We start from the raw sequence: 14,356 nt of genomic DNA, 5'->3' as shown, positions 1-14,356 counted from the left end.
CGTAGTCCCGGCGGGTCCCGACCCCGCCGCGCCGCGACCCTACGCCGCCTCGGCGGGACGGAACGGCGCGTCGCCGGCACCCAGCGCCGGGTGGAGCGCACCTGACCGCAGCGTTGCCGGCACCCAGCGGAGCCTCCGCTGGACCCGGCCGAGGCACGCTGAGACCCAGCGCTGGGTTGGCCAGCCCCAACGCCGCGGCGCCGAGACCTTGCGCAGGGACGGCGCAGAGCAACCGAAGCACGCCGGGACCCTGCGCAGGGGCGGCCGGACCCGCTCCAGGGTCGCGGGCACCCACGGTAGGGTCGGCCGGTGCCTACGGAGGCTCGTCTGGACCCGGCCGAGGGTCGCTCGGACCCAACGTTGGATCGGCCGGACCCGGCCGAGGGGCGCTGGGACCCCGCGTTGGGTCGGCTGGGCCCAACCGAGGGTCGCCGGGACGCCTGCGCGGATCTGTCCGACATTTCATGGGCGCGGTGCCCTGGGATGCCGGGAAGCATCGACAGCGCGCCTCTCTCCCCCGGCTGCTTGAAGGGGAGGGCTTTTACGCCGCCAAAGCTGACTGAGCATGATGTCAGACGCTCTACGGAAACGCGCGGCCGATGCGGGATGCCGGTGGTGCTCCACGGGCCGTCGTCGCCGCCGTGCTGGCCGTAGAAGGCGAACGGATTGGCGCTGTCGGAATTTTATGTATAGGTATGGAATTAATAATAAAGTGTGCCGACGCCGGTAGTGCCGTTGCCGTAGCTGAGCTGCCGCGCGCCGAAGATCTGCCCGCTGGAATGGTCGACGTGGCCGTCGCGCAATGCCAAAGGATGCTGGCGGGCGGCCAGCGAAGGATGGCTGGCCAGTTCGGGGTTGCTGGGTGTGCCGGCGTTGTCCGCTGTCGTCCCGGCAACAAGCGAGCTACGTTTGCCGGAAATTGAAATTGTTATAGCGCGGTCATGGGTAGAAGCCGGGGTTTCCAACACCTGCGCCAGTTGCTACAAGTGCACGCATGCCACGCACTTGCTCATTGCCGCTGTCGCGACGCCGCTGGCTGGGGCTCGCTGCTGTCGTGCTGATGGCCTGTTGCAGCAGGGGTGTGTCCGCTGCGCCAGTGCGGCTGGGTTGCGACGTGCCGCTGCAGGCCGCGGTTTTCGCCTTGCCCGTCGAGCTGAGGCTCGATACGGCGGGCCGCGATGCCCTGCTGCTGGTGGAAGAGCGCGGCGCTGATGTACTGATCCAGCGCAGTGCCGCGGACGTGCAGCACTGGGATTCTCCACCCAGCGCCTGGGCTTACCAGCTGGCGAGCCTGTCCGCTGCCGAGGGCGCGACCGCGCGCTGGAGCCTGCAGGCGGCATCGGCGGGGCTGGTGAGTGCGACGCTGCGCCTGCGCCTGCTCTGTACCGATCCGCAGGCGCCGCAGGAATTCGCCGTATTGCGCACGCTGGCAGAAGCCGGGCGCGAGTTCGCCCGCGCGGAAGATGCGGCGCTGCCGGCAACGACGCGCATTGCGGCGCGCGTGCGCGCGGCCAGCCTGCTGGGCGAAGTACTGCAGTCGGGCGAGTTGGCGGTGCTGTTGCAGCGCTGGCCCTGGCTGCGCGCGCAGGCACTGCAGACGCGTGCCTATGCCTTGGCGCGCATGGGCCGTACGGCGGAAGGCCGCGGCGACCTGCATGCGGCTGCCGCAGCCTGGCAGGCGGCGGGCGATACCTGGCGCAGCACCATCGCCCGCCATCGCGAGGCGCAGCAGATGCGCCGCGAAGGCATTCTCGACGATGCGCGAAAAATGCTGCAGCGCCTGCAGTCCGAAGCGACGGTACAGGCCGATGCGAGCCTGCTCGGTGTCGTCACCAACGATCTGTGCCTGACCTGGCGCGATCTGCTGCGCCTGGACGAAGCCCTGGCCTGCTTCGGGCGCGCCGTGGCCATCCACGAGCGTGCCGGCAACAGTGCCGAGGCGGCACTGAGCCGGGCCAACCGCGCCGCGGCGTATGCCTCGCTGGGCCGCTACGCCGAGGCCGAGGCCGAGGCGCAGGCCGCCTCTGTGCAGGCGCAGCACAGCAAGCGCCCGCGCGCGCAGCTGATGGCCGCGCTGGTAGTCGGCAATGTGGCGCGCGCGCAGGGGCGTCTGGACGTTGCGCTGCAGGCCTACCTGGAAGGGCTGGCCCTGGCCGAGCAGCTGCAGGATCCGAACCTGCGCGCCAACGCGCAGCAGCAGATCGGCATCGCCTACCTGCTGCTGCGCGATTTCGAGCGCGCCCGCGTCATCCTGGGCGAAGCCGCTGCTGCCTACGAAGCCGGCGGTTACTGGAAGAGCGCCACCATCGCGCTGCGCAACCTGGCTGACGCGCAGCGCCAGGCCGGCGCCGTCGGCGAGGCGCGCAGCAGCATCGTGCGTGCCCAGGCCATCGTCGATGCTGGCCGTGCCGGCTCGGCGGCGGCGGCGGAAGTGCAGCTGCTGCGCGCCGAGCTGGCGTTGCAGGACGGCGGCGGCACCGATCTCGACGAAGCGATTGCCGCGGCGCAGAGCGCCCTGGGCGACGCACCTTCCTATCTGCAGCGCCAGCGCCTCGCCGTGCTTCTGGCGCGGCGCTCGCTGGCGCGCGGTGCGCTGCCGGCAGCGGGCGACTGGCTGCGCCGCGCAACCGCGGCAGCGACGCGCGCCGGCGATGCACTGGGTCTGGTGGAAACCAGCCAGCTGCGCGCGCTGCTGCTGGAAAAGCGCGGCGAGCCGGCCGCTGCCAAGGCCGCCTATCTGCAGTCTTTGCAGCAGTCCTTGCGCATAGCGGCGCTGCAATCCTATCCCTTGCACCGCAGCAGTTATCTCGGCCAGGCCAGGCGCAGCCTGGAGCAGGCACTGAGGCTGTCGCTGCGCGAAGATGCCGGCTCTGCCAAGGCTGCGGCCCTGCGTATCGGCTGGCTGGCCGCGCTGCAGGAAACCACGCTGAGCGCCGAACGCGCCACGCTGGCCGGCGGCGACCACCAGCGCAGCGGCGTGCTGGCCGCGGTCAACGAACAGGTGCGGCGGCGCTGGGGCATCAAGGGCAGCGACGAGCCGGACGCCGTACCTGCCGTGCCGCTGAACATCCTGCTGGCCAGGGCCGAGCAAAGCTATCCGCGTGCCGGCGGCGGGCTGGCCCGGTCCGGTTCCGGCAGCGACCTGGTGCGAGCCTGGCAGCAAAGGCTGCAGCCCGGCGAAGTGTTGCTGGCGACCTTTGTCGGCGAAGACCTGGCGCTGTCCTGGAGCGTGCGCCGCGACGGCATCGAGGAACGCGTTGCCGAAGCGGCTGCCGTGCGCGATGCCGGTGCCGCACTGCTGGCAGTGCTGCGCGATACGGCGGCCACGCCGCAGCAGATCGACGCACGTGGGCGGGCACTCGCTGCATCGGCAAATTTTTCTGATTTCCAGAAATACACAGCGCCGCTGTATTTTCTGTCGGCCGATGGCGTGCTGGCCACGCTGCCGCCGGCCTTCCTGTTCGCCGCCGATGCCGCCAGCCGTGCGGCGCAGGCCGCAACGCCGCTGCCGGCCGTGGTCAGCATCGGCAGCCTGCAGCCCGGCAGCGAGGCGCCGCCGCTGCCCGCCTGCTGCAAGGACCGTACGCTGCAAGTGTTTGCCGATCCCAGTCTGCGCAGCTGGAGCGAGTCGGCCAGCACCAACAGTGCTGCCGGCTTGCCGCGCCTGCCCGGCAGCCGCAGCGAGGCGCGCGCCATCGCCGCGCGCTGGCCGCAGGAGAAAACGCAGCTGTGGCTCGGCGCCGACTTCACGCGCAGCCGCACCTTGCAGGCCTTGAACAGCGCTGGTGCCATCGTCCATTTCGCCACGCACGGTTTTGCCAGCCGTGACGAGCCCGGCCTGGACGCCTTGCTGGTGGTTGCCGACGATCGTGCCGGTGGCCTGGACGTCGTCAGCTTCCACGACCTGCTGGGCCTGGACGTGCAGGCGCGCCTGGTGGTGCTGGGCGCCTGCGAGGCTGCTGCCGGCGGCGCGCGCGACGAAGCGGCGGCAACCAGCCTGGCCCATGCGGTGATCCTGGCCGGTGCCGATGAAGTGGTTGCGCCGCTGTGGCGCATCGACGACGCCACCAGCGCCAGCTTCATGACCGCGCTGTACGACGCTTTCGAACAGGGCCTGCCGCCCGCTGCCGCGGTAGCCGAGGCACAGGCCCGGCTGGCGCGGCGGGCGGCGACGGCGCATCCGTTCCAGTGGGCCGGCTTTGCGGTGCAGCGTGGCGGCGGCCGTTGAGGGTTCGACGGCCGCCGGCTGTTTACTTCAGCGCAGCGGTAGCGGCTTGCCCAAGGCGGCCATCGTGTCCTGGATCAGGCTGATACGCGTAGCCGTAGAGCCGGCAGCGTCTTCGGGATGGGGTATGGGAACATGCTCGCGATCGTCTTCCAGTTCGCCGCCGCTCTGCACGCCGACAACGCGGCCGCGTGCGTCGATGACAGGCGACCCGGAACAGCCTCTGAAGCTGTCCAGGTTGGTGTAGATAAAACGCTCGTCCTGGTCGAGCACCCGCGGATAGCGCCAGGGCTGTGGGCTATCCCGGGCGCGTACCACGACCTTCAGCGGCTGCGCGCGGGCATGCGAAATCATCGCGACTTCCTGCAGCATCTTGGTCGATTGCGCCGGTGCCAGGCGCAGTGGTGTCCCCGCGACAGGTAGCACGGCATCGAGCAGTTCGAGTACGGCGATATCGCCGAGCTGTGGATTGAGCACCAGCGCGACGATCCGTTTCACGCCGATCAGGTGGGTTTTGGGCAGCGTGTAGTGCGAGCGATCCTCCGCCAGCACCGATCTCGTACCGAAGCCGAAAGCAAGAGAAAGAGATGCCGGGTCGCGGAAAGCCACGGCATGCGCGGCAGTAACTGCGTGGCGGTTCGTGATGAGGAATGCGGTCGCCGGATGCGTCAGCGCGATGCAGGGTTCATCCTGGAAGGGACCACGCAAAGCCTCCTGGCTAACCGCCAGCCTGACGTCGTTGCCGACGACGGTGATGACTGCGTCGCTGGCCAATAGCGCGACGCCGCGCGCAGCATCGCGTGCGGCCGCCTGAATGGGGAAAGCGCCGTCGAGATTGCCGATCGCGATACGGTCGTCGTCGCCGTGTACGCCCAGCGTGCGGGCGAACATCAGACTGACTTGGCTCAGATTGCGCTGATCGGTTTGTGCAGGTTGCATGGACAGTAGCTTCAGCATCCGGTCCGGATCGTCGAGCAGTGGCTCCACTGCGCCTGCCAAATCCTGTTTGTTGGGCATTTTCCCCATGCTTTTCGGCAAGGTATCCATGTATCCCCCTGGTGCAATGTGCTGGCAAGGAAGCGCGGACAGGTATGACGTGTGTGGCCGGTTGCCCAGCTATGGGCCTGTACTATCGGGCCAGCTCCTGGCGCTGCAGTTAGCTGGCACGCCTTGAGCCAGGAGATGCCAGAGTCAAGAACACATGCTGCGGTGTTGCTGAATTTTCTGGTCAGCGCGGATCGCCATCGCCGCCCTCGTCGGGCTGATGCACTGTTCCATTAGCAAACTTGGCTGCGTAAAGCAGTCGGGTCGGATCTGCCTCGTTCGGCTTGAAGGTCAGTTCGCGGCCGTAGTCAGTGCCGACCAACTCGCCGCCGATCAATTCGAGAAAGATATGGCCGGCAAGAAGCCCATTCAGATCACCCAGATCGTTTTGGTCGTAAACAACAAGGGTGGCGTGGGTCGGGTCGATCTCTGTGAATTTGAGCCAGTCTCCATTCCTGAAAAGCTCGCGGCGGCTGGTCGCGTAGTTGCTCATTTCCCAATAGCCAGTCGTATAGAAACTCATGGTTGCCATATCGGTGCTCTTTTGTCCCGCAGGGGGAACTTTGGGGTGGCGCCTCAGCGCCGAAGGGTTATGCTTCGCGAGGCTCGCGCCTGCCAGATACCGTTCTTGCGCGCGGCCAGTTCCAGGATCAGGGCCGTGTCGCCAACCGCTTGCGGTGGCAGCAATACATCGAGCAGGCCGTCGTCGTTGGCGGCGAGTTCGGAAAATTCCGCCAGCACGACGCCTTTTGCGGTGAGTACGCGGATGCGGAACGGGCCGGCTTCGTTGGTCGCCGGAACACGCAGCACCAGTGGACCGCTGCCGCTGGCCAGCGTGAACTCGCTGGCACGCGGAATTTCATCGCCGCGCGACACGGGCAATTGCAGCACGGCCACATTGCCGGCCACGGCGAAGGTGGCAGGCGGCGCAAGCCACTGCATGCAGACCGCGCCGACCAGCCCGCCCGCAGCGAGGGCCAGTGGAATCGCCCAGCGCGGTGCGCGCAGCGGCGCCGGACGTGCGCCGACCACTTCCTGCTGCGGCAATTCGCGCAGCGTCTGGCGCAACAGGTCTTGCGTCTCGACGTCGTCCAGCAGCTGCCGATCTTCCAGCAGCCGCGTTTCGAATGCGGCCAGCAGTTCGTCGTCCATCTGCTCGCGCAGATAGAGCGAAATCAGCCGCTGCCTTTCGGCCGGTTGGTTCAGCAAGGTATGCAGCAACGGTGTGGCGAGAGTGGTCGGAGTCATGGCACGTCAGCCGCTGTGTTCAAACCATGCTCGCTCGCAAGTTCGCGGAAGCGGCTCCTGGCCCGATGCAGCACCCGGTCGAAGTGGATGGGGCTCAACTGCAAGGCTTTGCACAACAGCTGCTTGTCCTCGTCCAGCACGTAGTAGCGCCAGAGCAGTTCGCGGTCGCGCTGCACCGGCATTTCGGCAATCAGCTGCCGTACCAGCATGCGCAGCTGTTCGCGGGATGCCACTTCCTGCGGCCCTGGTGTTTCCACGTCTTCGATGCCGGGCAGCTCGGCATCGGTCTCGGTACTGCGTTCGCGCCAGCCTGCACGCTGCTGCGTGGAAACGAGGTTCAAGGCAATACCGCGCAGAAAGCCAGCCAGCGTGTCGGGGTTTTCCAGCTTGCCGGCGCGCAGATGGGTCAGGGCGATGCGAAAGCATTCCTGTACCAGATCGTGCGCGAGCTGTTCATCGCCACAGCGGCGCTGCACCAGGTAGCGCAATGCCCGCGCAAAATTGAGGTACAGCTCACGCTCCGCGGCAGCATCGCCGGCCCGGATGCGGAAGGCCAATTCGCGAGGTGTGCATGATGCAACGTGCGCAACGCCAGCGGTAGACACGCGCGCTTCCCCCGAAGTGCATTTGCTACCTAGTATAAGCAACATCGGACGGGCCGCGGGGGGCGGGCCGGCAGTGCTTTCGAATCGCTGACCGTTCATGGCGATGGGCTCAGTTGCGGATGACGGCTCCAATCTGCTGCAGGGTTTCGGCAATCGTGTGCATGCGCACTGCCGAAGCCACGACGATGTCCTCGTCGACCAGGGTAGGCAGCTGTCCCACGCCCAGGTCGTCGACGAGGATTTTCATGTGCACGCCCAGTACTTCGCCGTCGGCATCGAGCAGGGCCGAGCCCGAACTTCCCTGGAAGGCGTCGATATTGGTCTGCACGATGTGCTCGTTGAAGACGAAAACGCGCGGTGCCGGTGCGTCGGCGCTGGCCGTCACGACGGTGATCGGCTGCATGCGTGCGCATCCGACCAGGGCTACCGGCACGCCCTCTGCAAGCGCGGCCGGATTGGCGATCGTCAGCGCTTTGCGGTGCGTTGCCTGCTTGAGCCTGACGATAACGATGTCGTCGCTGCGCGGCGACGCGGAGAGGTTGACGATGGCATCGCCGAAGGAAACGGCATCGCGCGCGAACTCGTAGCGCAGCGGCAGATCGCCCTCAGGCTGGCGCAGGCAGTCCGGATGGAAGTCGAAGACGAAGGCCGCTTGCTCGACCCAGTCCGCGCTGATCGAATGCGCTGCCATGGCCACATGGCCCGGAGTCACCAGGAAAGAAGTCCCCGTCGCGCTGGAGATACGCGGCATCAACTCGAAGCCGTCGTGCTTCATGTCTTCCGGACTGGTGCCGACCCAGAATCCTGTCGCCGTCGGAATCAGGTATTTCTTGCGCAAGACCAGCGCGGTCGCCTGGCAGGCTCGTGCGAACCGGCGCGTGTCGTCCGCCTTGAGGTGTGGCAACGCACTGAGTAGCGGCAATGCGCCAACCGATTCCTGCGAGCTTGGCCGCCTGGGCAGCTGTCGATTGCCGCGGCCTGCGATGGCGCCGTCGGCGCCTTTGAGTACCGAGGCCCGCCACTGCGGAAAGCTCGAACGCAAGCCATATCTGGCAGCCGGAAAAGCGCCGACTTTGCGAATGGTCTCGCTCATTTCGGATCTCCATCGCCGCCTTCGTCGGGCGAATGATGTGGTGCGGCTTCGTAGTCGGCTGAGTAGGTCATGTCCCAGTCGATCTCGGAATCGAGCCTGTTGACGGGGTTGATGAGGAACTTCATGTGGCGGCCGTAGGCGGTAGCGGTGAACGCCGCAGCGTCCGTGTTCCAGGCCAGCAGCAGATCCTTGCCCAGTACGAGCTTGCCTGTCTGGTCGGTTACCTGGAGAGAAAGGTTCATGCCTGCCGGAGAAAAGACGAAGGTATCGCCCGTGCTGAAAATCGGCCGGCGCAGCGTCGCTTCGGTCGTTACCTCGAAGAGCCAGCCGTTTGCCGGCGCGGCCAGCGCCTGGCTTGTTTGTTCTCTGGTTGCCATTGCCCGATCTCCCCTGTCGAAGCGTCCTGTGGTGGACACAGAACAAGTGGGTAGCGGGCTGCCCTTCTCTCACCGTTTCTCCTCGCGGCCGCGTACGGCGATACGCGGGCTGTCGGCGCTGGTGGCGCCGGCGTTGAAGGACGCCCGCACCCGGTAGTCGCCCGGCGTCGTCGCAAAAAAGACGATCGGTGGCAATCGCCGCGTGCTGCCGCTGACAAGCTGGTGCGGCTGCACCACCGCGCCGTTGCTGGGCTGGCCCTGCAGGTCGACGATGGACAGGTCTACCGTTACGGTGGTGTGGCTGGCTTGGGCCGTGTCTGCCGCGTCGACGAACAGCCAGAGGGACAAGGGGCTTTCTGTCGACAGCGGGATCGGCCGATTTCTGGGGAATGCGGCTCTGCGGTCCGGCTTGCTGCAGAACAGCGCCGCAATGGCCGGTGCCAGGCCAGCTTTCGCAGGTTTTGGCGCAGGGATGCCGCAGGCCTGCAGCAGCGACAGCGCCAGCAGGATTGCAGCCGGCCGAACCGGCCGCGCGCTGCACGGGCGCGTAGCGGGGCCGGGACGCGGTGCTGCGAGTCCGACGATGGCCGGATCGCAGCGGTGGCCAGGCATGCAGTCGGTCATGAAACTTCTCCTGTGTTTCGCAACGACACATTAGAAGTGCAGCCATCTGCGCCAACCTCGCATCTTCGGCGGCGGCGCAGGTACCGGAAAAAGGAATTTCTGTACCTGGAGACGTGTGGGAAAAGCGGCGCCGCCGGCGGGGCCGGTGGCGTCGGCCCCGCTGTGCCGGCTGTCGCGCAACAGCGTGTCGTCCGTGGGCTCCGCGGCACAGATCGCACGCCGCACGCGAACGTGCAACGCCTGCGCAAATCGCCTGTCACGTTCGGCGCGCATCGTCGGCGCCGCTTTGCCGCGGCGTGGTGCTTTCCGCGCGCGCCGCGCGAGGCACGACTGGCGTCACGCGCGGCAAGGGCGTGACGCCTGGACTACCGCACAGCAGGGACATCGCCGTGCTCGACCGATTTTTCGACGATCGCGCCGCAGGGAAGCGCGTGCTGTCGCTCGCCCCGAGAAAAACAAAATCATGAACGTACTACTGCACCCGCTGTCGCTCGCCATCGCCGCTGTTCTGCTCAGCGGTGCTGCCTGCGCCGAAACCGATGCCGGCGCCAGCGCCGACGTCAGCCAGACCCTGGACACCGTCTCGGTGATCGGCCAGGGCGAAACACGCCAGGTCCAGCGCGTACTGCCGCAAGAGGCCATCGACAAGCCGGCTGGCACCAGCCCGCTCAAGCTGCTGGACAAGCTGCCCGGCGTGCATGTCGAAGCGGCCGACCCCTGGGGCAATTACGAATGGTCGACGCGCATCAGCCTGCGCGGTTTCAACCAGAGCCGCCTCGGTTTCACCCTCGACGGCATTCCGCTGGGCGACATGAGCTACGGTAATACCAACGGCCTGCATATCAGCCGCGCATTGATTGCGGAAAACCTTGGCCTGGCCGAAGTGGCCCAGGGCAGCGGCGCGCTGGGCACGGCGTCCACCGGCAATCTCGGCGGCACCATCGGCTTCACCTCGGCCGATCCGCTGCCGAACTACCAGGTGCGCCTGGCCCAGACCATCGGCAGCGACGCCACGCGGCGTACCTATGCGCGCCTGGACACCGGCGACCATGGCGGCTTCGCCGCCTATGTCAGCGGTGCCTATTCCACTACCGACAAATGGAAAGGCTGGGGCGACCAGCAGCAGACCCAGTTCAACGGCAAGGCGGTCTACGATTTCGGCGCCAATCACCTGTCGCTGCTGGTCAGCACCTCGCGCCGCAACGAAGTGGACTATGCGGACTATTCGCTGGAGTCGCAGCGCCGCCTGGGCTGGGACTGGGACAACTATGCCGACGACTGGCAGCGCGCCGTCGCCGCCGCCCGCGGCCAGTTCAGCGGCGGCGTCAACAGCCTGGACGATGCCTACTACCTTGGCCGCGGCCTGCGCGACGACGAACTGGTCGGCCTGTCCGGCGAATTCGGCCTGGGCGAAGGCATTGCGCTGAAGCTCGGCAGCTACTACCACAACAACGAAGGCCAGGGTCACTGGTTCACGCCGTATACGCCGTCGTCGGCCGAGGTGCCCATCTCCATCCGCACCACCGAATACGATATCGAGCGCACGGGTTTTACCGGCGCGTTGACCTGGCAGATCGCCAACCACACGCTGGAAGGCGGCTTCTGGAGCGAAACCAGCGTGCACGGCCTGCAGCGCAATTTCTATTTCGTCGATGGCCCGGTCAACGACGACTATTTCCTGCGCAATCCCGACGCGCGCGGCTTCCGCCAGCGTTTCGACACCGACACCACGCAGTGGTATCTGCAGGACCGCATCAGTTTCCTCGACGACAAGCTCAACGTCGATCTCGGCTTCAAGAGCCAGAATGTCGATACCGATGCGATCAGCCTGATCGGCGCCCGCGCCAGCGGCTCGCTCACGGCGAAGAAGAACCTGCTGCCCCAGGCCGGCCTCAACTTCCGCCTCAGCGACGGCGAAGAACTGTTCTTCTCGTATGCGGAAAACCAGGCTGCGTTCCAGCCCGGCGTGGCGGGTCCGTTCTCCGCTTCGCAGGCCGGTTTTGACGCGATCCGCGCGACGCTCAAGCCCGAGCGCTCCAAGACCTTCGAAGGCGGCCTGCGCTCCAGCCACGAAAGCTTCGATGCCTCGCTCGCGCTGTACTCGGTGAAATTCGACAACCGCCTGCTTGCCATCGCCCAGTGCAGCGGCATCGAAGGCTGTCCCACCGTATTCGCCAATGTCGGTTCGGTCAGCAGCAAAGGTTTGGAAGCGACCTTTGTCTGGCGTCCGCTCGATGGCCTGCGCTGGTTCAACTCGCTGACCTGGAACGACTCGCAGTACGACGCCGACTACCGCGACGGCACCAACCTGATCCCGACCGATGGCAAGGATGTAGTCGACACGCCGCGCAAGCTGTTCGCGACCGAGCTGACCTACGCGCTCGACGGTTTCGAATTCAGCCTCGGCGCCAAGTACACCGGCAAGCGCTACATCACCTACATCAACGATTCGTCGGTGCCGGGTTTCTGGCTGGCCGATGCCGGTGCCAGCTATACCTTCGGCGATCTCGGTGCGCTGTCCGCGCTCAAGCTCAGCGCCAACGTGACCAACCTGGCCAACCGCAAGTACTTCAGCACGGTGGGTTCGAACGGCTTTGTCGCGTCCGATCCGACCGGCCTGAACTACACCGTGCTGCAGGGCGCGCCGCGGCAGGTGTTCTTTACGGTCGATGCGAAGTTCTGAGGCGGGTCGATGTCGGCGGGAAAGCCTCGTGCGCGAGGCTTTCCCGCCTGGCCGCGGTGGATGATCGATCCTATGGCTCGACGCCGTTGTCGAAGATCAGGTCCGTGCAAGTCACTTCGGTACAACCGACCAGGTGCAAGGTGGACATGTAGCCGCCGCCGAACGGCAGGCCTTCAGGCACCAGGTCGATCTTGTATTCGCCGGTCTGCTGAATGCCGAAGCGGAAGTTCACATCGATCGATGCGCCCGGTGCCAGGTCGGCAGCCAGCGGTATGTTGAACGAGGCATTGAAGCCGGCGCCGTTGGGTTGCGACGGCGGCTGTTCCAGCGTGGTACCGAATGCGGTCGCGTTGCTGGTACCGCTGCCGCAGGGTGGCCGGTCGACCGTGACGACGGTATTAGCCGAGGTGATGGCACGCAGGTCGGCCGTGCCGCTGGGGGCCGGGAAGGTGCTGATGTCGTCGATGCGATAGCGCAGGCGGGTCAGTGGCACCGTGGTGTTGTTGGTAATGGTGCGCCGGACATTCAGCTGGCCGAAGGTGGAGTTGAGCGCCGGTATCGAGGTCAAGTCGCGTAACAGGTTCGGCAAGGCCAGTGGTGCGACGCAGCCGTCGATGCCGGTACTGCCTATGCGCACGCTGCCGCTGACCGATGAACTGAGGTTCTGCGGCCCGGGCGCGCCCAGGCGCTGGCCGGCACCGGCGCTGGTGCCATTGGTATCGACGAAGACGAAATCCGTCGCGTTGTTGTTGCGGTCGCGGGCGAAGCCCGCGTCGATGCAGGAACCCGGGGCGGTGACGCTGCCCTGCTTGCCGCACTGGTCGCGGTGGAAGGCGTAGTCGATGGAGAACGGCGAAAGGGCCGGATAGCCGGTTCCTTCCTTGTACAAGGTGTTGGCCTCGCTGGTTGATCCGACCGCATCGACGCGATTGGCCAGGGTGAACGAGGCCGGCAGCGAAGTATTGAAGATGGCGATACCGGCGTTGTCCGGTATGTCTGTGGTGTAGGTGGCATTGCCCGAAGCCACGGTGCCCACGCCAGCGGGGTAGGCGCCCAGCGAATAGCCGACCGAGTTGACGCAGAGGAAATGGCCGTTGGCCGGAATCGCCGTGCCATTGGCGATCACGCAGCGCGCTACGCCGTTGCTGGCTGCAATCGCATAGCCCGACGAGCCCGGGCTGGAAATAAGCGTCGGCGTGGGGCTGTCGTTGTGTATCTCGATGTATTCGTCATTCGCGCCGTTCGGCCCGCGCACACGGAATTCGCTGATTTTCAGCGGTGCGCCCAGGCGCAGGCACCAGCCGGCGAACTGGCCGCCATCGCTGTTGGCGTCGTCCATTGCATACAGCGACCAGGTGCCATTGGGATTGCTGCCGTTGAACACCGAGGCGAACGTAGCCGCGCCGGCCGGCGCGGGATCGCTGTACGGGCCTGCCGGTGCCGGTGCGGCAAAGGTGTCGCCGGCGCCCACATCGGTGGGCCGGTAGGTGCCTACGACGATTTCCGTGGCGTCCGGCAAGCCGCCGGCACCTACGTCGCTCAGTACATAGCTCACGCCGAATACGTCGGTACTGCCGCCGGTGTCGCTCTGGATGATCATTTTCTGCCCGGCCGGACCGACCAGCAGCAGCTCGATGTCATCGGGAAAGCTATGCGTCAGGCCGTTGATGGAGATGCTCATCTCCACAATGCTGGTCGCCGCATCCGCCACGACGATGGTGGACGGATAAGTCGCTGCCGGGCCCGACACGCCGCTGCCTATCTGGATGGGGGCGCTGTTGCTGCACCAGGACTGGGCCATTGCCGGTGCACCGGACAGCAGTGCCGCCGCGATGGCGAGATATTTGAAGATGTTCATGAATTTCCCCTGGAGTACCTGCAGTCGGGCAGCTGGCGAAAGAGTTCGCCCGCACCCGGCAATGTCGCCCCATGCATCAGCGTGAGGGACACGGCGTCAAGAATGCGAGGTGGCGCACAAACCGAACAGAAACCGGGCCGCTGGCTTATCGGCGCGTCGTTGCCGAGCAATACGTACGGACGCGTGCAAACGTGACCTGGCGGCGGGAAGTCCGCCGCCCGGGAGCCGGGCGCGGGGCGAACAGGACCCGGGCGGTTCGCCCGGGTTGTTTGTTACTGCAGTGCCGCGATGTCAGGGGCGCCTGGCGGCTTGCCCCGGCCAGCATCTTGATCGTCGTCGTATTGAGCAGGATTTTTCGCAGGCCGCCGCAAAGGTCGTCTTTGGTTGCGTGCTGTAGCCGGGCCGTCGCGTCGGCAAGGCGGGAAGATCGCTTTGCTGGCCACCGATACTATTCGTTGTCACGTTGCAGCTATGTCAAGTTTTCAACGAGTTTCAATAGCTACTTTTTAAATATGGCCCGAACCAGATCGACCGCGCGTCGTGGCGCGCAGTGCGTGCTGCCGGTGAAGACAGTGTTGGCGTCGAGGGTCACGAAGTCG

The 14,356-nt window shown here is 66.1% G+C and carries 11 protein-coding genes; 2 read left to right on the top strand and 9 right to left on the bottom strand.

Going from position 1 to position 14,356, the window contains the following annotated elements; translation table 11 throughout:
• Window positions 1-701: 701 nt before the first annotated feature.
• Complete coding sequence (locus DFR29_RS26495) at window positions 702-965, bottom strand: hypothetical protein (protein WP_133821662.1); 264 nt, start codon at window positions 963-965, stop codon at window positions 702-704.
• A gap of 116 nt (window positions 966-1,081) precedes the next feature.
• Here DFR29_RS26495 and DFR29_RS26490 point away from each other — a divergent pair, with 116 nt between their 5' ends.
• Window positions 1,082-4,228, top strand: coding sequence for a CHAT domain-containing protein (locus tag DFR29_RS26490; RefSeq protein ID WP_166654363.1), 3,147 nt, complete (start codon window positions 1,082-1,084; stop codon window positions 4,226-4,228).
• 27 nt (window positions 4,229-4,255) lie between these two features.
• On the opposite strand, the gene DFR29_RS26485 is transcribed toward DFR29_RS26490, so the two are convergent.
• The 7 genes from DFR29_RS26485 to DFR29_RS29455 all read right to left on the bottom strand — a co-directional run bounded on the left by DFR29_RS26485 (window position 4,256) and on the right by DFR29_RS29455 (window position 8,940).
• The gene (locus DFR29_RS26485) at window positions 4,256-5,272 is read right to left on the bottom strand and encodes a trypsin-like peptidase domain-containing protein (RefSeq protein ID WP_133821660.1); all 1,017 of its coding nucleotides are present in this window, start codon (window positions 5,270-5,272) and stop codon (window positions 4,256-4,258) included.
• 181 nt (window positions 5,273-5,453) lie between these two features.
• Complete coding sequence (locus DFR29_RS26480) at window positions 5,454-5,792, bottom strand: hypothetical protein (protein ID WP_133821659.1); 339 nt, start codon at window positions 5,790-5,792, stop codon at window positions 5,454-5,456.
• 53 nt (window positions 5,793-5,845) lie between these two features.
• Entirely contained in the window at window positions 5,846-6,517 is a 672-nt protein-coding gene (locus DFR29_RS26475; protein ID WP_133821658.1) for a hypothetical protein, read from the bottom strand.
• Complete coding sequence (locus tag DFR29_RS26470; protein ID WP_166654362.1) at window positions 6,514-7,074, bottom strand: RNA polymerase sigma factor; 561 nt, start codon at window positions 7,072-7,074, stop codon at window positions 6,514-6,516. The genes DFR29_RS26475 and DFR29_RS26470 overlap by 4 nt, the downstream gene beginning before the upstream one ends.
• 157 nt (window positions 7,075-7,231) lie before the next feature.
• On the bottom strand, window positions 7,232-8,215 hold the full coding sequence (locus tag DFR29_RS29465) for a trypsin-like serine peptidase (RefSeq protein WP_166654361.1): 984 nt from the start codon (window positions 8,213-8,215) through the stop codon (window positions 7,232-7,234).
• Window positions 8,212-8,592, bottom strand: a complete 381-nt coding sequence (locus DFR29_RS29460; RefSeq protein ID WP_166654360.1) for a hypothetical protein — start codon at window positions 8,590-8,592, stop codon at window positions 8,212-8,214. The genes DFR29_RS29465 and DFR29_RS29460 overlap by 4 nt, the downstream gene beginning before the upstream one ends.
• 69 nt (window positions 8,593-8,661) lie before the next feature.
• Window positions 8,662-8,940, bottom strand: a complete 279-nt coding sequence (locus tag DFR29_RS29455) for a hypothetical protein (RefSeq protein ID WP_166654359.1) — start codon at window positions 8,938-8,940, stop codon at window positions 8,662-8,664.
• A 739-nt stretch (window positions 8,941-9,679) separates the two neighbouring features.
• Here DFR29_RS29455 and DFR29_RS26460 point away from each other — a divergent pair.
• On the top strand, window positions 9,680-11,899 hold the full coding sequence (locus tag DFR29_RS26460) for a TonB-dependent receptor (protein WP_133821655.1): 2,220 nt from the start codon (window positions 9,680-9,682) through the stop codon (window positions 11,897-11,899).
• 70 nt (window positions 11,900-11,969) lie between these two features.
• Here the strand turns inward: DFR29_RS26460 and DFR29_RS26455 are convergent, their stop codons facing one another.
• On the bottom strand, window positions 11,970-13,757 hold the full coding sequence (locus DFR29_RS26455; protein WP_133821654.1) for a hypothetical protein: 1,788 nt from the start codon (window positions 13,755-13,757) through the stop codon (window positions 11,970-11,972).
• Between the last annotated feature and the right edge of the window lie 599 nt (window positions 13,758-14,356).

Origin of the sequence: Tahibacter aquaticus (genome assembly GCF_004363655.1) — a bacterium.
GTDB lineage: Bacteria > Pseudomonadota > Gammaproteobacteria > Xanthomonadales > Rhodanobacteraceae > Tahibacter > Tahibacter aquaticus.
This window is presented reverse-complemented; position numbering and strand designations above follow the sequence as displayed.